The organism is Agrobacterium sp. ES01, assembly GCF_050320885.1.
In the GTDB taxonomy this organism is placed as follows: Bacteria; Pseudomonadota; Alphaproteobacteria; order Rhizobiales; family Rhizobiaceae; genus Allorhizobium.
This window is the reverse complement of sequence record NZ_JBNQTH010000009.1, coordinates 125,693-143,048: the sequence shown is the minus strand read 5'-3', so window position 1 is coordinate 143,048 and position 17,356 is coordinate 125,693. Positions and strand designations below refer to the sequence as shown.

Below are 17,356 nucleotides of genomic sequence, written 5' to 3'. Positions count from 1 at the left end.
GTGTGGAACAAATCGCGTCTGACTTTGTTTTCCTGCCGAGATTATTCGACAGGAAAGGCAATCGCCATGAAGACGAAGATTATTGCACTTGCAGCTCTTGCCGCTGCTTCCCTTTCAAGCGTTGCTTTCGCCCAGGAAGGCACTGTGACCGGTGCCGCCGGCGGTGCCGTAACCGGTGCGATTGTGGGCGGTCCTGTCGGGGCTGCCGTGGGTGGTATTGCTGGCGCCATCGCCGGTACGGCGATCGATCCGCCGCCGCCGCGTGTCGTTGAATATGTTCAGGTTCAGCCAGCTCCAACCGCACCTGTTGTCATTTAGCAGCCGATCGCAGTGGGTGAGCCCTTGCCGCAGACAGTCGTTCTGACGCCGGTGCCGGAAGATCCGAGCTACGCCTATGCCATTGTCAACAATCAGCGCGTGATCGTCGATCCGCAAACCTATGTGGTCGTTGGCGTTTACTGATTGCCATTCGATATCGTGGGGTCGCTGGTGGCGACCCCGTTTCATCAATGCCAACCATCCTTGAATGAACAAGGGGAAGTGAAAATGAAAACCGTCCTGCCTGCCATTGGAATGTCTGCTCTGTCCGCCCTGATCATGGGTGGGGCACTTTACCTCGCCGTTGACAACGCAAGCACGGATGCGACTGCCTCTGAAGTGTCCGATCATGCGACGCCGCAGCAGGTGGCGATGGTTTTCGATGAAAGTCCGGCAGTCGATCCGGTAAAGCATGACGAGACCGCTGAGGCCATCGTGTGGAAGCCGCATGATATTCCAAAAAACCGGCAACATGTTCGCCGCGTCGGTGCCCGTTTTTATCCCGATCCCGACAACAAGCTCAATCTGATGCTGACCGGCTTTTAAGGTAAGTCACGGTCTGATCAGAAATTCTCCATTTCCTTGCGCACCTTTTCCATGAAGGCAGCGCGCGTTTCGGGCGTGCAGTTGTTCATGTCGTAATGCGCCATGAAGCGCACCGGTGCGCCGATCTTCACCTGTCCACGGATGACACGGTGAATGACTTTCTTCGGCGGGTTTCCAGCCAGTGTGGCACGCCATCTGGTCGCACCATAACTCATCACGGCCGCCACCTTGCGGATATGGCGCAGTGTCGGCGTGAGCTTTCCGTCCTCCAGGTCGAATGAGACCCCCATGGTCCAGACGCGATCGAAATACCCTTTTAGCATGGCCGGAAACCCGAAGTTCCAGACAGGTGTGACGAAGACCAGTGCTTCTGCTGCGCGCAGGCGATCGACATAGGGCTTCACCAGTTCGGTATTCTCGGGATAGCTGTGATAGATGCGCCGATCATGGGCTGACATCACCGGGTCGAACCCCTCGGCATAGAGATCGCAGGCGTCGACGTCGTGGCCGGCCTTTGCAAGGCTATCGCACACCAGCTTGAACAGCGCCTTGTTGAAGCTTTCTTCAACGGGATGGGAATGGATCACGAGTATGCGCATTGCTGAAAAGCTCCAGGGCAAGGCTTCGCAGCACGCCCGCGAAGCGAAGTTGAAATTTTTCCGCGCCGTTTGTCCCACTGATTTCAATATCGCCGCCAAGCCGATGTCGAAACCATCATCGCGTTTAAGGCGATGGGCCGGCGCAAACCGCATTTGACTTGCGCCGGACGGGAGTACCTTCGGAACTCGTTTAGTCTTCTGGCGGGTCAGGCCTCCGTAAAGGACTGAAGGCCGGGGAAGAGATAGTTCTTGCCAGCCTTGAAGTCGAAATCGGGATTGTCCCAGGCAATCATCTTGCCGGGATTGAGCAACCCCTTGGGATCGGTCTCTTTCTTGAACGCCAGCTGAACCGTGTCGGTCTGCTTCATTCCGCCTTCTTCCAGCGTATAGCGGTGCGGGTTGAAGATCGGGCAGCCGTTTTCCTCATGCAGACGGATGATCTCGTTCAGCCGCTCTTCTGTGGTGTAACGCACCAGCGGCAGGCCGGAGCACTGGATCTGGCCATCGAATTTCAAAAATTCGAGGTGGCCGAACACTTCGCCGGGGAACATCTCGACCATCTTTTGAACCTTGGCAACGTGATCGGGACCCGGATATTGCACCTGAAGATAGGTAAAGCCGGTGTCGAGCTTGAGCGCGCGCAAGGTCGTGTGGTTCCAGGCAAGTTCATAGGCATGCGGGATGCCCTTCATGCTTTCGACAGTGTCGGAGCGGAAGCGAAGATCGGCCTTCATCTTGTCGGCATAAGCAAGGAAGGGTTCCATGGAATGGGGGGCGACCATGAGGACTACAATCGACTGGCCTTCCTTCAGCCACGGCTTGTGACGGGTGAAGTAGTCATAGGGGATCGGCGCGGTGATCGGTGCGACTTCCTTCAGAAGAATACCGTTGCGGCGGCAGATGCCATCGGCGAAGCGCACCGCGTCCATGTAGTCGTCAAAGCCGACAATCACATCCACCCAGTCATAGGCGGGCGCAAGCGGCATTTCGATCTCGGTGATGATGCCGTTGGTGCCATAGGCGTGGGAAACCTTCTGCAGATCCCAGGCCGACAGTTCCAGCACGCGCGGTTCGGCTTCCATGGTGACGACGCGCAGGCGCAGGATATTGCCGAGATCGCGCAGTCCGCCCCAGGTGATGGAGCCGACGCCGCCGGAGCCGCCTGCAATGAAGCCGCCAAGCGTTGCCGTCTGGGCAGTCGAGGGATGGAAGCGCACCTCCTGTCCGGAATGCTCTTTCAGATATTTATCGAGCTGGGCGATGATGATGCCGGGCTGGCAGATCACGCGACCGGGATGCACTTCCTTCACCGCGTTCATCTGCATCATGTTCAAGATGATGCCCCCCGACAGCGGCATGGCCTGGCCGTAATTGCCGGTGCCGCCGCCACGGGCCGTCACCGGTGCACCGTGGGCATAGGCGACTTTGAGAACCTTGATCAGCTCTTCCTCGGTTTTCGGCGACACCACAATGTCAGCCGTCACATGGTCGAGCTGTGCCTTTAATATCGGCGAATACCAGTAGAAATCGCGGCTCTTCTGCTTCACCAGTGCCGGATGGTCTTCGATGTCGATGCCGGCAAGTTCTGTCTTTATCTGGTCGTAATCGGGCATGGCTTCAGTCCATCATCAGCGGGTCAAGGTCACGGTAGTCCGGCAGGCTGCGGTCGATGCCCATGCCATTCCGCATGACAATGCGGTCGGCCTGCGGACGGGACAGGAATTCACTCCAGCGGCGGGCGCTGAACAAGACGAGATCGGCGGGGAGACCGGCCGCGATACGGCCGATATCGGGACGCCCGAGAATTTCGGCAGGCGACCGGGTCACGACGCGGGCTGCGTCGTCCAGCGGATGGTCGAGATGGAGAATGCGAACCGCTTCGCGGAAGACTTCGACCGCATCGAGATCGCCATAGGCATAGAAGGGGTCGCGCGTGTTGTCGGAGGATACCGCTGTGGCAACGCCGGCGGCAGCCAGTTCTTTCAACATGGTGACGCCGCGATAATGGGGCGTGCGCCCCGGTTCGCGGTCCTGCAGATACATGTTGCACATGGGGAGAGACACGACGGAGATGCCGGCTTCTGCCACCTTGTCGATGGTGTATTTCGCGACATCGGCATCCTGCCGTGCCAGCGAGCAGCAGTGACCGACGGTGACTGCACCTTCGAACCTGTTGCGCAGCTTTGCCTCGGCGATGGATTTCAGCGTCAGGACTTCCTTTTCCTGGGTCTCGTCCACATGGAGGTCTATGTCCAGACCGTTGTCGGCTGCCGTGCGAAACAGAAGATCAAGGCCGTTATCGAGTGCGCCTTCCATGCGGGTCACGCCGCCGAGCAGGCCCTTATGGGCGACGACGACCTCGACCAGATCCTTGAAGAAGGCCTCGTTGTCGATTTCATCGAATGGGAAGAGGGCGACGGCCTGCAGATCGACCTTGCCGGCCCAGGCATCGCGGACCTCGGAGAATACCTCGAAGGAAATACGGTGCTGCGGGGCGAGGCTATCCAGATGGGTGCGGATGAGTTTGGTGCCATGGGCATAGGCGCATTTGAGCGCAAATTCCATGCGGGCACGCACGTCTGCCGCATTCCAGTGGGCCTCGCGGTCGGCACGCACGGACGAAAGTGCGCCCATGAAATCGCCGGTCGGGTTGGGGCTGCGCGGCCAGATATGGCCCTTGTCGAGATGCGTGTGCATATCGGCGAAACAGGGCCAGACCATTCCCTCGTCCAGATTGGCAGCGGGCAGGTCGGCAGGCGCTGTGCCGGATGGCAGGATGGCCTCGATAATGCCGTTGGCAATCACGATATCGGCGGCGACAAGCCCTTCCTTTTGCGGCGCTTCAAATCCATCCACCGTGACGGCGGGAAGCGTGGCATTGGTCAGGGCATAGCGGTCTGCAACCGGCAGGCTTGGAGAATGGAATGACATCAGTTTTCTCGTTTCAGGCTGCTTTCATGCCAGCGATGCAGGGCAAGCCATGAAATGAAGGAGGTAATGGCGAAGATCACCACGCCGAGCAGCGACAACAGGAAGAGGGCTGCAAACAGGCGCGGGATGTTCAGGCGGTATTGGGATTCCAGCAGGCGGAAGGCGAGGCCCGAGCCTGCCCCTGCCGAACCGGCTGCAAATTCCGCAACAACGGCTGCAATCAGTGCCAGACCGCCGCCGATGCGCAAGCCGGTCATGAAATAGGGCAGCGACGCCGGAAGCTTCAGATAGATCAGTGTCTGCCAGCGCGAGGCGCCGTACAGGTCGAACAGATTGAGCAGGTTGTGATCGACGCTCTTCAAGCCTTGCGTCATGTTCGACAGGATGGGGAAGAAGGCAACCAGAAAGGCGCAGATCAGCAGGGCGATCTGGGTCGTTGGCGTGTAGATCAGGATCAACGGCGCAATCGCCACGATCGGGGTCACCTGCAAGATCACCGTGATCGGGTAAAAGGCCGTCTCGATCCATTTCGACTGGATGAGGAAGATGGCAATGCCAACCCCGCCGATCAGGGCCAGTGCCAGTGAGGCCAGGGTAATCTTGGTCGTGACCAGCAGAGCCGGCCAGAGAATGCTCCAGTCATTGTAAAGGGCGCCTCCAACATCGACCGGGCTTGGCAGGATGTATTTCGGTACTCCTGTCACGACGACGCCGATATACCAGAACAGGATCAACAGGACGATCACCAGGATCGGGATGGCGATGCTCAGGATCGTGTCGCGGTGGCGGGAGAAGACGGTCTGTTTCGGAGCTGTCGGCAATGTGCTCTGCATGTCGTTGCTCATCAGTGTTCCTCCCCGCCCATGGCGTCCAGCAAAGTCTTGGACACCGTTTCGCAGGCCTGTCGGTATTCTTCGGACGTGCGGTAATAGGCGTCGCGCGACAGGCTGGTCACCAGCGGGAAATCGGCATGAACGCGTCCGGGCCGGGCCTTCATGACGACGATGCGGTTGGAGAGGTAGGCGCTTTCGAACACGGAATGGGTGACGAAGATCACGGTGATCCCGGTCTCCTGCCAAAGCCGTAGCACATCGTCATTGAGCTTTTGCCGGGTGATTTCGTCGAGGGCGGCGAAGGGCTCGTCCATCAACAGAAGCTTCGGCTTGGTCACCAGTGCGCGGGCAATGGAGACACGCATTTTCATGCCGCCAGAGAGTTCGCGGGGATAGGCATCGGCGAAGTCTTCAAGGCCGACGGTGGCCAGTGTTTCCATGATGGCGTCGCGACATCCCGATTTTGGCACGCCGCGCAGCTTGAGCGGCAGATAGACATTGCCGAACACGGTCTGCCAGGGCATCAGGGTGGGCTCCTGGAACACGAACGAGATATCGCCGTCCGGCAGGCCCTTGGAATTGATGCGCGAACTTGGCCAGTCGATCGTGCCGGTCGAGGCATCACCAAGACCTGCGATGATGCGAAGTGCTGTGGACTTGCCGCAGCCGGATGGGCCGAGCAGGCTGACGAATTCGCCGCTTTCGACCTTGAGCGACATATCCGCGAGCGCAAGGGTGCCGTTCGAGAAGATTTTCGAAACGGATTTCATGTCCACCAGCGGACGCAGTCGCGTGTCGCCTTTCGGGGTGGTCGACGGACTAACCGTGGTCTGCATTGCGAGCCTTGATTGTTTCACTTGAAAGATTGCCCCTCGTCACAATCAGACGCGGAAGGTTGGAAACCGCGGCCACAGAGACGAGGGGCAAAAAGCGTCTTACTTTTTGAGGTCCATGCCAACGCCCTTGCAGACGAATTGCGTGGTGTAGGCCTTCTTGTAATCGAGGTCGGCTGGCTCGATGCCGATCTCAACCATGTTGTCGAAGAAGGATTTGTACTTTTCGTCGGTCATGCAACCGATACCCTTTTCAAGCGTCGTGCCGGAATCGACGATGCCGTATTCCTTCATCTTCTCGAGCGAGAAGGCGAGCTGGCCATCGGTCATTTCCGGATTGTCTTTCTTGATCAGGTCATTGCCGGCGGTGTTGTCGCCATAGAGATAGGTGTACCAGCCTTCCAGCGAGGCATCGACGAAGCGCTGCACGAGATCCGGATGCTCTTCCACCATCTTGGTCTGGGTGGTGATCATGGTCGAATAGGGATCGTAACCATGGTCCGCCAGAAGGAAGACCTTGGGTGCCCAGCCAGCCTGCTTTTCGATCTCATACGGCTCGGATGTCAGGTAGCCCTGCTGAGACGACTTCGGATCGGCCAGGAAAGGAGCGGGGTTGAAGGTATAGGGCTTGAACTGGGCGTCGCTGAATCCCTTAAAATTCTTCTTCATCCACTCGAAATAGGTGACATAGCCGTCCTTGCTCATGAAGATGCTGTCGAGCTTGGCGAGATCCTCGAATTTTTCGATGCCCTGGTCCGGGTGCGCGATCAGGATCTGAGGGTCTTTCTGGAAGATGGCTGCAACGTCAACGAGCGGGATGCCCTGCTTGACGGCATCCATTTCGCCCAGCGGTCCGCCCATATAGAAGTCGACCTTGCCGGCAATCAGGAGCGAACGGTTGGCTGACTGCGGACCACCCTGAACGATGGTGACCTTCAGGCCGTATTTTTCATAGGTGCCATCGGCGACGGCCTGATAAAAGCCGCCATGTTCGGCCTGGGCCAGCCAGTTGGTGCCATAGGTGACCTCGTCCAGAGCGAAGGCGGGTGCGGATGCCATGACGGCGCCTGTCAGGCTGAGCGCGGTGATGAACGTCTTGATCTTTGAGGCGTTTTTCATGGATAGCGGTTCCCCTGTTAAACCTTTACGGCATCGTGAGATTGTTCTTCTTTTGGCATTTGAGCGGTTGCGTTGCGCTTTGAAAAGCATCAAAATTCGTTCGCATTGATGCCTTTCAGGCATCGCTCGGTACTTTGTTTGTGCATTGTGCGTTATGCGTAAAAATTAGGCAATGATGACGGTATGCTTCACTCTCGCAAGCTTCAATATATTGACGAAATCGCCCGTTGCGGTTCGATCCGAAAGGCAGCTGCGCGGCTGAATGTTGCCTCTTCCGCCGTCAACCGGCAGATCCTGGCACTGGAGGAGGAATTCGGCGCGCCGATCTTCGAGCGATTGCCGCGGGGCTTGCGTCTGACCGCTGCCGGAGAGCTGTGTGTCGAACATATCCGTGAGGTGCTGAAGAACTACCAGCGGCTGGAATCGCGTATTCGCGGCCTGAAGATGCCGCAGGTGGGAAAGGTCTCGCTGGTGGCAACGGTCGGGCTTGCCGCCGGTCCGCTGCCCTCGATCGTGGCGCGGTTCATCGAAAAGCATCCGCGCGTCCATATCTCCATGCGCAATGATGGCGGCACCACAACCATCAATGCTGTTTTGACCGGCGAAGTCGATATCGGCCTCGGATTCAATATTCCGGCGACACCGGGCATTCGCACGCTTGCCAATTTCGATATCCCCGTCGGGGTAGTCTTTCCGCCCGGTCACCGCCTGGCCAAGGAGGAGGGGCCTGTCGATCTGGTCGATGTCGTGCAGGAGCCGCTGGTGCTGGCGCAGCAGGGGACGAGCTTGCGCAATGTCATCAATCTGGCACTGGCGCCTGTGCCTTTGCCGGTGGAGCCGATGCTGGAGACCAATTCATCGGAAATGCTGAAACAGCTGGTGATGCTGGGCACGGGGTTGACCCTGCTTAATCCGCTGGATGTGATCACCGAGTGTCGGCGCGGCGATCTGGTTTTTCGACCCATCGCCGATCCCTATACGCGCCACCAGCCGATGAAGCTGTTTGCCCGCGCCCGTGCGCCGCTCGATGCCACCACCAGCATGTTTGTCGAATATCTGATGCAGGAGATGATGGTGCTCGTGGGCGAGCTTCAGGCAAAGGGCCATCTGCCCAGCCCTGAACGGGCAATGGGTATCACGCAGCCGGAAGGCTATCAGGAGGGTGTGTAGAGGTTTGACAGGGGGTAGGCTTGCAGATCGCGCAGCAATTCGATGAAACCTGCCACCTGATGCTTGCAAATCGCCTCGCCCTTTTCGACCGTCCCCTTGGAGGCATCGCCAACGACACCGTCCGGGTTGAGGTCGTGGGCGATCCAGGCCAGTGAATGTGGGGGCAGCGGGGTAAGGAATTTCGAGCTGGCCTTCATCTCTTCGGCCTTCGACTTGAAGTTCTTTGCATTTTCCATCCGCACCAGTTCCGGGCGGAAATACAGCATCAGCGATGTTTCCACTTCGCCGCCATGAATGCCGAACTTCGTCTCGTGCTCGGAGATCATGCCGTCCGGATTGCCAAAACGACCCCACTGGGTGGAGACGACCGCCATCTGGTGGCGTACGCGCAGTTCACGGGCAACGATGCTCATGATGTCGACATTGCCGCCATGGGAATTGACGATCAGCATCTTGCGGACACCAGCTTCGGCCACTTTTGCGCCGATTGCGGTCCAGGCCGGGATCAGGACCTCGGGGGGGAAGGAGAGGGTGCCGGGACCGAAGACATGTTCATTGGCCTTGCCGATTTCCTGGACGGGGAGCACGAGAAAGTCGATGTCATCCGGGCGCTGACGCTTCAATTCGTCCAGCATGCCTTGCGCAATCGCTACATCGGTTGCAATCGGCAGATGGGGGCCATGCTGTTCTGTTGAGGCAATCGGAAGGATCGCGATGGTCTTTTCCGGGTCGAGCTTCGCAAAGTCCGCCGTGTTGAGTTCGTTCCAGTAAAACGGCTTGGACATGCATGCTCTCCTTGTTTCCAGACCTATCGATTAGGCAATTCTGCAAACGTGGAAAAGCATCAATTTGTGGTCGGCCTGCTGCCTAAAAGCGTTCAGTCTGGCGAGGCGACGAGGGCGGTGGCGCTCAGCGGTCCTTTGTCGGCTTTCCCCGTTCGGCAATGGCAATGCCGCCCAGCACCATTGCGAGCGCGAGGATGTGGAAAAGCTCCAGATGCTCTCCCAGGACGACGATGGACAGCAGTGTGCCGAACACAGGTACCAGATTGATGAACAGGCCCGCCCGGTTGGCACCGATGATCTCGACACCCTTGATGTAAAGGATCTGCGAGATCAGCGAGGGGAAGAGCGCCGCATATATGATAATGCCGAGGCCTGTGGCGTCCGGAAGAATCAGGGCGTTGCGGCTTGCTTCCCAGCCGATCAGGGGGATGGCGGCCAGCATGGCGCCGAGTGCTGCCCCCGCCATCATGCTTTTCCAATGGATCTGCGGTTTCCAGCGCAGGGCGACGGAATAGAGCGAGTAGGCCAGCACGGCCAGAAGCAGAAGCCCGTCACCGAAATTGAGATGCAGGTTCAAAAGCGTGGCCAGATCGCCATTGGAGACCGTCAAGGCCACGCCAATGAAGGAAATGATGAAGCCGACGATCTGCACGATGGTCACGGGTATGCGGAAGATCAGGAAGTTGATGATGAAGATCAGGACGGGAATGCCGCCCTGTTCGATCGCGCCATTGACCGCGCTGGTATATTGAAGGGCCGAATAGAGAAAGGCGTTAAATGCCGTATAGCCGATGGCACCGAAGGCCAGCAGGCCCAACCAGTTGGCGCGGATAAGCGGCCAGTCCTTTTTCAACTGCGGCACGGAAATGGCCATGATCAGGCAAAAGGCAATTGTCCAGCGGCTGACATTCAGCATCATCGGGCTGACATGCCCCACAGCCATCTTGCCCACCATCGTATTGCCGCCCCACAGCATGGTGGTGATGACGAGGTAGAAATAGGCTTGGAAGGGCATGACGGGGACCATAATACTGAACTCGGCGTGACAGCGAGCGCTGTGCAATGCCTCCGCAATAGGCAACGGCCACAGTTTTGTCACGCAAAAAGCCTAAGCGCCCGGACAAACGGGTCGCTTTCCGCAAAACAACACAGTATAGATGCGCGGGTTTTTTGTAGGCGCGACAACCGCGCATAGACGGGATTTGGAAATGACGAATGTAGTGGTGGTCGGCTCACAGTGGGGCGATGAAGGCAAAGGCAAGATCGTGGACTGGCTGTCCGAGCGCGCCGATATCGTCGTGCGCTTCCAGGGTGGCCACAATGCCGGTCATACCCTGGTAATCGACGGTATCAGCTACAAGCTTTCGCTGTTGCCCTCCGGTGTCGTGCGCCCCGGCAAGAAGGCCGTTATCGGCAATGGTGTGGTCATCGATCCGCATGCGCTGGTGGCTGAAATTGAACGGCTGGCAAAGCAGGGCGTTTCCGTCACCCCGGAGAACCTGCGAATCGCCGACAATGCCACGCTCATTCTGTCGCTCCACCGCGAGCTCGACGGCATGCGCGAGGATGCCGCCTCCAATAGCGGAACCAAGATCGGGACAACCCGTCGCGGCATTGGCCCGGCTTATGAGGACAAGGTCGGTCGCCGTGCGATTCGCGTGATGGATCTTGCCAATCTCGATAGCCTGCCGGCCAAGGTCGATCGTATCCTCACCCATCACAATGCTCTGCGTCGTGGTTTTGGTGTGGCCGAAGTCAGCCACGAGACGATCATGGAAGAGCTGACCTCGATTGCCGATCGCATGTTGCCTTTCATGGAAACCGTCTGGGCCATGCTCGACAAGGAGCGTCGCAAGGGTTCGCGGATCCTGTTTGAAGGTGCGCAGGGCTCGCTGCTCGATATCGACCATGGCACATATCCGTTCGTGACGTCGTCGAATACTGTCGCTGGCCAAGCATCTGCCGGGTCTGGAATGGGTCCGGGTGCGCTCGGTTATATCCTGGGAATCACCAAGGCCTACACGACTCGCGTGGGCGAAGGACCGTTTCCGACTGAGCTTCATGACGAGATCGGTCAGTTCCTTGGGGAAAAAGGTCATGAATTTGGAACCGTTACAGGGCGCAAACGTCGCTGTGGCTGGTTCGATGCGGCGCTGGTTCGCCAGTCGGTTGCCACCAACGGCATCACCGGTATCGCGCTCACCAAGCTCGATGTTCTGGATGGTCTGGATGAGTTGAAAATCTGTGTCGGCTACAAGCTGGACGGTCAGGAAATCGAGCATTTGCCGGCCAGTCAGGGTGCGCAGGCAAGGGTTGAACCTATTTATGTCACGCTTGAAGGTTGGAAGGAATCAACCGTCGGCGCGCGCAAGTGGGCTGATCTTCCGGCACAGGCCATCAAGTATGTTCGTCAGGTCGAAGAGCTGATCGGAGCGCCGGTTGCGCTGCTTTCGACCAGCCCTGAGCGGGATGACACCATACTTGTGACTGACCCGTTTGAAGACTAAGCTCAGGATTTGTTAAGGATTGTGTAATCGTCGTGTTGCGGCGATCAAGAGAAAGTGCTGATGGCTGATTTTATCGCTGTTATTCGGCGGGCGGTGTCCGGTCTGTCGAACAATTCTCCGGAAATGCGGGTCAAGGTCTATGAAAAGGCCCGGGGCGCAGTCATGCGGCAACTGGAGAATATGTCGCCGCGTCCATCCGAAGAGATGTTTCGGCGTCAGATCGATAAGCTGGAAACAGCTATTCGCGAGGTCGAGGCGGAATATGCGCAGGCATTGCCCGCCGAGGACGACGTGCCGACGGAAGCCCCCGTCATCCTAGAGGATGCTGCGCCGGAAGATCCCGTCGCCGTGCAGAGCGAAGCTGTGGCCGAGGAACAGCCGTTCCCGGCCGAGGCGGATGCTGTCGAGGCGCCTGAAGAACCTGTCGCCGATTGGCAGGAGCCGGCCGCCGTTGCGGAAACCTCCGCATGGCAAGCCGATCAGGCCGAGCCGGACGCGCCTTTGGAAGACGATGACACGTCCGAGCCGGAAACGGTCGAGGCCGAGCCCGTCCATGAAGGCCCACAGGAGGAGATTTCTGCTGCGGCGGATCCTCTGTCGGCCGAACCTGTGGACGCGCCCGTCTATTCTGAAGAGCCGGTTTACTCTGAAGAGAGCGGCTACGAAGACGAGGGCGAAACCCTGCCGGTGGAAGAGCCGACATGGGCCGATCAGCCTGCTTCGCTCGATCCTTCCGGTGCGCCGATTGCTGAAGACTACGAGTATAACGGCGAGCCGGAGACCACGGATGATGTTGTGGCGCTGCCGCAGGATGAGGCTTTGCCTTATTCGACCGAGCCCCATGTCGAGCCAGATGCTCCCTATGTGGCACCTGTTGCGTCCGATGCGAGTGTCGATGAACAGGTCTCGTGGTCTGCGTATGAACCCGGCACGGTCGAACCTGTTGCGGGCGATGTGTCGTCCTCGCTGGATGATGTTGTGACGGCTGATGAACATGCGCGCGCGCTTGATGACGAGGGTGCGCGCGATGAATTCGTGGCCCTTGCGCGTGGCGATCATGCGGCAGCTGAAACCTCCGATACCGAGGAGCTCCTGCAGTGGGAGCCGACAACGCCGCCTTCTGCCGATACATCTGGGACGGGTGAAGCCGATGACGGTTTCGATGCCTGGCTCACAGGTGGAGAGCCGTCACGGGCCGAGCCAGAGGATGTCGATCAGGCGCCACCGCGTGCGCCTAGGGTCGACGATACGGATCTGAGCGCATTGTTTGCGGGCGTGGAACCGTTTGTGCCTGCAGCGCAACGCGATGCCGAGCCGGACAGCGAAGAGCCGCGCGACGAGACCGCTTTCGACGAGTTTCCTGTCGGGACTCAGACCAAGGCCTATCGGGTGGAACCGCGCCAGAAGCGCAGTTTTGCGCCTCTGGTTCTGGGCGTTGTCGGCCTGCTGGTGGTTGCCGGCGGCGGATATGCGTTGTGGATGAACAGAGATAGCGTGAGCGAGCTCGTCGACGATGTCGTCAGCCCCGTGGCTGAGGTGACGCCGGCTGCGACGGATGAGCCCGCGACGGAGACGCCGGAGACGGAGGTTGCCGCCACGCCGGCTGTTGAGGAGCCTGAAGCAGAAACACCTGCGCCCGCTGACGGAAGCGCCAGCGGCTCCAAGTTTACCCAGCGTCTGTTGTCCGATGGGACAGAGGTCGATCCCGGCGAAGCGCCGGCGTCCGACGGGTCTACAGGCCGGTCTGTGTCAGAGCAGAATGTCGCTGCAGCCGGAGAGGCGGCCAGCGCCGGTACGGCGGCCGAGCAACCCGCCGCGTCCGCGTCAGCCGATGCGGCCCTCCCGGCCGGTGGCGAGAAGGCCATTGTCTATGAAGAGCGTCTCGGTCAGGCAACGCCGACGGCGATCAATGGCAATATCGTCTGGGCGCGTGTGGAAGAACAGGCGGATGGAAAGCCTGATCCGGCAATCCAGGGGCGTCTGACGATCCCGAGCAATGGGATCACTGCGCTGATCACGATCAAGCGCAATGCAGACAGTTCTTTGCCCGCCAGCCATCTGATCGAGATCGTGTTCTCTGTTCCGGCTGATTTCGAAGGCGGTGCCATCGACAGTGTCGAGCGCGTGACGATGAAGCGGACGGAGCAGGAGCGCGGCGAGCAGCTGGTCGCGGTGACCGCCAAGGTCACCGACGACACCTATCTGGTGGCGCTCAACGACTTTACCGACGTGGTGGCCCGCAATCTCGATCTGCTCGACACACGCGAGTGGATCGATATCCCCGTGACCTATCGCAACGGCCGCCGCGCCCTCATCACCATCGACAAGGGCACGACCGGCACACAGATCTTCGACACGGTCGTCAAGGAATGGCGGGCTGCGGCCAAGACCAACGGCGGCTGATGCCGGCGCTTGCCGTTAGTGGAGAAAGTCGGGAAAGGGCGAGGGGGTTCTCTCGCCTTTTTCTCTGCGTGTGTTGCGGGTAAGGTTCGACTATGGAATGTTTCCTGTAATGGCTACTCGTCCGACCCAAGTGTTCCTGTCCTATGCTCACGCGGACCGCGTGCATCTTGATGCGTTCCGGACGCATTTTGGCCCGGTGGAGCGCGGGCAGAACCTCCGCGTCTGGTTCGACAACAATCTCACTGGCGGACAGGTATGGGATGACGAAATCAGGCGCGCGCTCAACGGCTCCGATATCTTCGTGTGTCTGATTACCGCGAACTTCCTCAATTCAAACTACATTCGCGACACAGAATTGCCCGCAATCTGGCAGGCCGTGCACGGCCGCGGGGCGCTAATAGTCCCGGTTGTGCTCGAACAATCCTTCTGGCGCGATGAGTTCGGGCAAGTTCAATGTTTGCCGAAAGATACCAAGGGGCAATTGAAGCCCGCCGCCGACTGGAGCCCCAAACGCAACGGGTTCTATTCTGCTGCTGAGCAGTCCGCAGATGCGATCAGGGAGTGGCTTTCCCGCATTCCTCCTCCGCCTTCCGACCCTGGGCCAGGCCTTTCCCTTCAGGTGACTGAAGCAGGTTTTGATCTATCGCCGGATACTCCCGGCCCAAGCGAACGAGTTGACCCATTGCAGGAACAGTTGCTGCGAGGCTTGCGACGACGCTGGGAGCAATTGCTGGAGGATGCGGGACGATCGTGCCGCAATACCCATCCGATACTCTATCGCAATCTTGAGGAATACGGTCGGCTTCTCTCCGCGGAATTACCTGAGCTGGAGGTCGCATCGCTGGTGGCCGAAGGCTCGGCATTGGGGGGCTTGGTCGAGGCTCTACGCGCGCCGCCGCGTGGCAGCATGAGCGAGCCGATGGGGCCGGAACTTGCGGCGAGTTTCGAAAGCCTGCTGCGGGAGCACGCGCGATTGATCACCGGCTTTGCCGAGGGCCGGGAAATCATCGCCCGCGACCGGTTGTTGGAGAGGATGATCGACCAGCCAGAGGAAGCTGGTGTTACGCTGCACGGCGTGCTGCAACCGATGATCAGGGAGAAGGATCTTCTTACGTCGCGCGCGGCTGCGGTGTTACAGGCGATAGACAACGGTTTGATCGAGGCGGGTGTACGCTCGACGGATGCGCTCATGGACGCGTTGCGGCAGGGTGGTCGCGCGATCAGCTTTATTACCCGTGCCGTCTCGTCTAAGATCAGCCCGGCGGATGCGGCCACTCTCGCCACCTTCGGTGCGATCCTGGCCGGCGATCCTAATTTGGAAACTTACAGGGCAGCATTTCGATTTCTCGAAGGGTACGCACCGCAGATCTCGGCCTTTGCTTCCAATCAGCCTGAACTAAGGCGTCTGATTGATTGGACCATGGAACAGATCGGTGTGCGAAGCAGGCCATCCCCCGTGCCGGGCGAGGTGCCGCTCTCCAAGCAATTGGACTTCGTTGAGAGTTCAGCAAATTTGTTGAGTAAGTCGCCAGAAGATTTCACATTAGCTCGGGCCGAAAATAAGTTTCAGCTTGGTGAAAGCCTACCTATTGGATGGAGACCGCTGATTGATGAACTTCATTTTCTTGGTAAGAAAGAGTTGCGGAGTATCAAGGTTGCCTCATCGTTGCCAAACCTTAAAAAGCTGGATTGCTCCCGCACGTCCATAAATAGCGTTCAGCATCTTAGGGGGCATCCGAGCATTGAGTTCTTTGATTGTTCTTATACTGCTGTCGATGATCTTTCACCGCTTAGTGATTGTAAAAGCCTCAAGAATTTGTACGCCGCATTCCTTACAGACTCTCTTTCCGACCTCAGTTTTGCAGCGAGCCTTGGGCTCAACGAACTCGTTCTCTTGGGAACTAAAGTGAGGAGGGGGACAGTGCGCCAATTTGCGAATTTTCAGATCAATCCCGACGGAACGGTTTTTACTTCTCGCGGCGAGCCCTCTGGCTGGTTCACCTACTACCTAGCCAAAAGGAAATAGTGGCGCTGGTAATCACTGCTGGTCGCCATTCTCAATGTGCTAATCGACGGCTGAGCAAGTTACTATCTGCCAATCCTATCTCCAAAGCAAAAAAGGGCCGGAGAGATCCGGCCCTTTTTGTATTCATACTGCGACTGCCTGCGATCAGGCGTCGACCACTCTTAGCGCTTCGGCCTGTTCAAGGGCCTGCTTCTGCACGGCGTCCTGCACCTTTTCAAAGGCGCGAACCTCGATCTGGCGGACGCGCTCGCGGCTGATGTCGAATTCGCTCGACAGATCTTCCAGCGTGATCGGATCTTCCGACAGGCGGCGGGCCTGGAAGATGCGGCGTTCGCGGTCGTTCAACACGCTCATGGCGCGCGACAGCATGGAGCGGCGCTGTTCCAGTTCGTCCTGCTCGATCAGAACGTCTTCCTGGCTGTCATGATCGTCGACCAGCCAATCCTGCCACTGGCCGGATTCGCCTTCGGTGGCGCGGATCGGTGCGTTCAACGAGGCGTCACCGGACAGGCGACGGTTCATCGATACCACTTCTTCCTCGGACACCTTCAGCTTGGTGGCGATTTCACTCACCTGATCCGGCTTCAGGTCACCGTCATCGATGGCCTGGATCTTGCTCTTCATCCGGCGCAGGTTGAAGAACAGCCGCTTCTGGTTGGCGGTCGTGCCCATCTTCACCAGCGACCATGAGCGCAGGATATATTCCTGGATCGACGCCTTGATCCACCACATGGCATAGGTTGCCAGGCGGAAGCCCCGTTCCGGATCGAATTTCTTGACTGCCTGCATCAGGCCGACATTGCCTTCGGAGACAACTTCGCCGATCGGCAGGCCGTAACCACGGTAGCCCATGGCAATCTTCGCCACGAGGCGCAGATGGCTGGTCACCATTTGATGTGCGGCATCGCGATCCCCATGTTCATGGTAGCGCTTGGCCAGCATATATTCCTGCTGCGGCTCCAACATCGGGAATTTGCGGATTTCGTCTAGATAGCGGTTGAGACCGCCTTCGCCGGCTGTAATAGACGGCAATGAACCACGGGCCATAAAGCACCCTCCTTGATCGAATGCGGCTTCCTCATCAGTAAGCTCGTCGAGGCAAGCCTGTTCCGCATGAATTTAAAAATCTCACACAGAACCATATCCCAAATAAGTGTGGCGGTCCTGTGTTTCAAGAAGACGCAGTGTCGCTGAAATGCGAACACAGTATTGTACAAATGGCCGGTAATTCGTCGCGTATCTCGCGGTTGTTTGGGGTTTTCAGGCAAATGTCGCCTGACGCTTCA

General features: G+C 58.5%; 15 protein-coding genes and 1 pseudogene. 7 read left to right on the top strand and 9 right to left on the bottom strand.

Annotated elements, in window-relative coordinates; all coding sequences use genetic code 11:
* Positions 1 to 66: 66 nt before the first annotated feature.
* A pseudogene (locus tag ACQQ2Q_RS20400) lies at positions 67 to 462 on the top strand (DUF1236 domain-containing protein).
* 84 nt (positions 463 to 546) lie between these two features.
* Complete coding sequence (locus tag ACQQ2Q_RS20395; protein ID WP_428188970.1) at positions 547 to 864, top strand: hypothetical protein; 318 nt, start codon at positions 547 to 549, stop codon at positions 862 to 864.
* A 17-nt stretch (positions 865 to 881) separates the two neighbouring features.
* On the opposite strand, the gene ACQQ2Q_RS20390 is transcribed toward ACQQ2Q_RS20395, so the two are convergent.
* Positions 882 to 1,463 carry an NAD(P)H-dependent oxidoreductase gene (locus tag ACQQ2Q_RS20390; RefSeq protein WP_428188969.1) on the bottom strand — a complete coding sequence of 194 codons (582 nt, stop codon included), beginning with the start codon at positions 1,461 to 1,463 and terminating at the stop codon, positions 882 to 884.
* Between ACQQ2Q_RS20390 and ACQQ2Q_RS20385 the strand changes: the two genes are divergently transcribed.
* A complete protein-coding gene (locus tag ACQQ2Q_RS20385) occupies positions 1,456 to 1,620 on the top strand; it encodes a hypothetical protein (RefSeq protein ID WP_428188968.1) in 165 nt (54 codons plus the stop codon). The two genes, ACQQ2Q_RS20390 and ACQQ2Q_RS20385, sit on opposite strands and share 8 nt — an antisense overlap.
* A gap of 49 nt (positions 1,621 to 1,669) precedes the next feature.
* Here ACQQ2Q_RS20385 and ACQQ2Q_RS20380 read toward each other — a convergent pair whose 3' ends face one another.
* From ACQQ2Q_RS20380 to ACQQ2Q_RS20360, 5 genes are all read right to left on the bottom strand, one after another.
* Positions 1,670 to 3,076: an FAD-binding oxidoreductase gene (locus tag ACQQ2Q_RS20380; protein ID WP_428188967.1), complete on the bottom strand. Its 1,407-nt coding sequence runs from the start codon at positions 3,074 to 3,076 to the stop codon at positions 1,670 to 1,672.
* 4 nt (positions 3,077 to 3,080) lie between these two features.
* The gene (locus ACQQ2Q_RS20375) at positions 3,081 to 4,394 is read right to left on the bottom strand and encodes a cytosine deaminase (RefSeq protein ID WP_428188966.1); all 1,314 of its coding nucleotides are present in this window, start codon (positions 4,392 to 4,394) and stop codon (positions 3,081 to 3,083) included.
* Positions 4,394 to 5,227 (bottom strand): ABC transporter permease, encoded by an 834-nt coding sequence (locus ACQQ2Q_RS20370; protein ID WP_428189007.1) that lies wholly within the window; start codon positions 5,225 to 5,227, stop codon positions 4,394 to 4,396. The genes ACQQ2Q_RS20375 and ACQQ2Q_RS20370 overlap by 1 nt, the downstream gene beginning before the upstream one ends.
* 11 nt (positions 5,228 to 5,238) lie before the next feature.
* Positions 5,239 to 6,063: an ABC transporter ATP-binding protein gene (locus tag ACQQ2Q_RS20365; RefSeq protein WP_428188965.1), complete on the bottom strand. Its 825-nt coding sequence runs from the start codon at positions 6,061 to 6,063 to the stop codon at positions 5,239 to 5,241.
* A gap of 99 nt (positions 6,064 to 6,162) precedes the next feature.
* A complete protein-coding gene (locus ACQQ2Q_RS20360; RefSeq protein ID WP_428188964.1) occupies positions 6,163 to 7,179 on the bottom strand; it encodes an ABC transporter substrate-binding protein in 1,017 nt (338 codons plus the stop codon).
* 183 nt (positions 7,180 to 7,362) lie between these two features.
* On the opposite strand from ACQQ2Q_RS20360, the gene ACQQ2Q_RS20355 reads away from it, so the two are divergent.
* Positions 7,363 to 8,349 carry a LysR family transcriptional regulator gene (locus ACQQ2Q_RS20355; RefSeq protein ID WP_428188963.1) on the top strand — a complete coding sequence of 329 codons (987 nt, stop codon included), beginning with the start codon at positions 7,363 to 7,365 and terminating at the stop codon, positions 8,347 to 8,349.
* On the opposite strand, the gene ACQQ2Q_RS20350 is transcribed toward ACQQ2Q_RS20355, so the two are convergent.
* Both ACQQ2Q_RS20350 and ACQQ2Q_RS20345 read right to left on the bottom strand, forming a co-directional pair.
* Positions 8,334 to 9,134: a creatininase family protein gene (locus ACQQ2Q_RS20350; RefSeq protein WP_428188962.1), complete on the bottom strand. Its 801-nt coding sequence runs from the start codon at positions 9,132 to 9,134 to the stop codon at positions 8,334 to 8,336. The two genes, ACQQ2Q_RS20355 and ACQQ2Q_RS20350, sit on opposite strands and share 16 nt — an antisense overlap.
* Positions 9,135 to 9,258: 124 nt before the next feature.
* Positions 9,259 to 10,149: a DMT family transporter gene (locus ACQQ2Q_RS20345; RefSeq protein ID WP_428189006.1), complete on the bottom strand. Its 891-nt coding sequence runs from the start codon at positions 10,147 to 10,149 to the stop codon at positions 9,259 to 9,261.
* Between the two features lie 193 nt (positions 10,150 to 10,342).
* Between ACQQ2Q_RS20345 and ACQQ2Q_RS20340 the strand changes: the two genes are divergently transcribed.
* From ACQQ2Q_RS20340 to ACQQ2Q_RS20330, 3 genes are all read left to right on the top strand, one after another.
* Positions 10,343 to 11,641 carry an adenylosuccinate synthase gene (locus ACQQ2Q_RS20340; protein ID WP_428188961.1) on the top strand — a complete coding sequence of 433 codons (1,299 nt, stop codon included), beginning with the start codon at positions 10,343 to 10,345 and terminating at the stop codon, positions 11,639 to 11,641.
* 60 nt (positions 11,642 to 11,701) lie between these two features.
* Positions 11,702 to 14,044 carry a hypothetical protein gene (locus tag ACQQ2Q_RS20335; RefSeq protein WP_428188960.1) on the top strand — a complete coding sequence of 781 codons (2,343 nt, stop codon included), beginning with the start codon at positions 11,702 to 11,704 and terminating at the stop codon, positions 14,042 to 14,044.
* A 109-nt stretch (positions 14,045 to 14,153) separates the two neighbouring features.
* On the top strand, positions 14,154 to 16,070 hold the full coding sequence (locus tag ACQQ2Q_RS20330) for a TIR domain-containing protein (protein WP_428188959.1): 1,917 nt from the start codon (positions 14,154 to 14,156) through the stop codon (positions 16,068 to 16,070).
* Positions 16,071 to 16,214: 144 nt separating this feature from the next.
* On the opposite strand, the gene rpoH is transcribed toward ACQQ2Q_RS20330, so the two are convergent.
* Positions 16,215 to 17,117 (bottom strand): RNA polymerase sigma factor RpoH, encoded by a 903-nt coding sequence (gene rpoH / locus ACQQ2Q_RS20325; protein ID WP_428188958.1) that lies wholly within the window; start codon positions 17,115 to 17,117, stop codon positions 16,215 to 16,217.
* Between the last annotated feature and the right edge of the window lie 239 nt (positions 17,118 to 17,356).

What these genes read in the sequence shown, in the direction of transcription:
- ACQQ2Q_RS20395 (WP_428188970.1), top strand. Translation starts at nt 547, where the DNA reads ATGAAAACCGTCCTGCCTGCCATTGGAATGTCTGCTCTGTCCGCCCTG.
- ACQQ2Q_RS20385 (WP_428188968.1), top strand. Translation starts at nt 1,456, where the DNA reads ATGCGCATTGCTGAAAAGCTCCAGGGCAAGGCTTCGCAGCACGCCCGC.
- ACQQ2Q_RS20390 (WP_428188969.1), bottom strand. Translation starts at nt 1,463, where the DNA reads ATGCGCATACTCGTGATCCATTCCCATCCCGTTGAAGAAAGCTTCAAC.
- ACQQ2Q_RS20380 (WP_428188967.1), bottom strand. Translation starts at nt 3,076, where the DNA reads ATGCCCGATTACGACCAGATAAAGACAGAACTTGCCGGCATCGACATC.
- ACQQ2Q_RS20375 (WP_428188966.1), bottom strand. Translation starts at nt 4,394, where the DNA reads ATGTCATTCCATTCTCCAAGCCTGCCGGTTGCAGACCGCTATGCCCTG.
- ACQQ2Q_RS20370 (WP_428189007.1), bottom strand. Translation starts at nt 5,227, where the DNA reads ATGCAGAGCACATTGCCGACAGCTCCGAAACAGACCGTCTTCTCCCGC.
- ACQQ2Q_RS20365 (WP_428188965.1), bottom strand. Translation starts at nt 6,063, where the DNA reads ATGCAGACCACGGTTAGTCCGTCGACCACCCCGAAAGGCGACACGCGA.
- ACQQ2Q_RS20360 (WP_428188964.1), bottom strand. Translation starts at nt 7,179, where the DNA reads ATGAAAAACGCCTCAAAGATCAAGACGTTCATCACCGCGCTCAGCCTG.
- ACQQ2Q_RS20355 (WP_428188963.1), top strand. Translation starts at nt 7,363, where the DNA reads ATGCTTCACTCTCGCAAGCTTCAATATATTGACGAAATCGCCCGTTGC.
- ACQQ2Q_RS20350 (WP_428188962.1), bottom strand. Translation starts at nt 9,134, where the DNA reads ATGTCCAAGCCGTTTTACTGGAACGAACTCAACACGGCGGACTTTGCG.
- ACQQ2Q_RS20345 (WP_428189006.1), bottom strand. Translation starts at nt 10,149, where the DNA reads ATGCCCTTCCAAGCCTATTTCTACCTCGTCATCACCACCATGCTGTGG.
- ACQQ2Q_RS20340 (WP_428188961.1), top strand. Translation starts at nt 10,343, where the DNA reads ATGACGAATGTAGTGGTGGTCGGCTCACAGTGGGGCGATGAAGGCAAA.
- ACQQ2Q_RS20335 (WP_428188960.1), top strand. Translation starts at nt 11,702, where the DNA reads ATGGCTGATTTTATCGCTGTTATTCGGCGGGCGGTGTCCGGTCTGTCG.
- ACQQ2Q_RS20330 (WP_428188959.1), top strand. Translation starts at nt 14,154, where the DNA reads ATGGCTACTCGTCCGACCCAAGTGTTCCTGTCCTATGCTCACGCGGAC.
- rpoH (WP_428188958.1), bottom strand. Translation starts at nt 17,117, where the DNA reads ATGGCCCGTGGTTCATTGCCGTCTATTACAGCCGGCGAAGGCGGTCTC.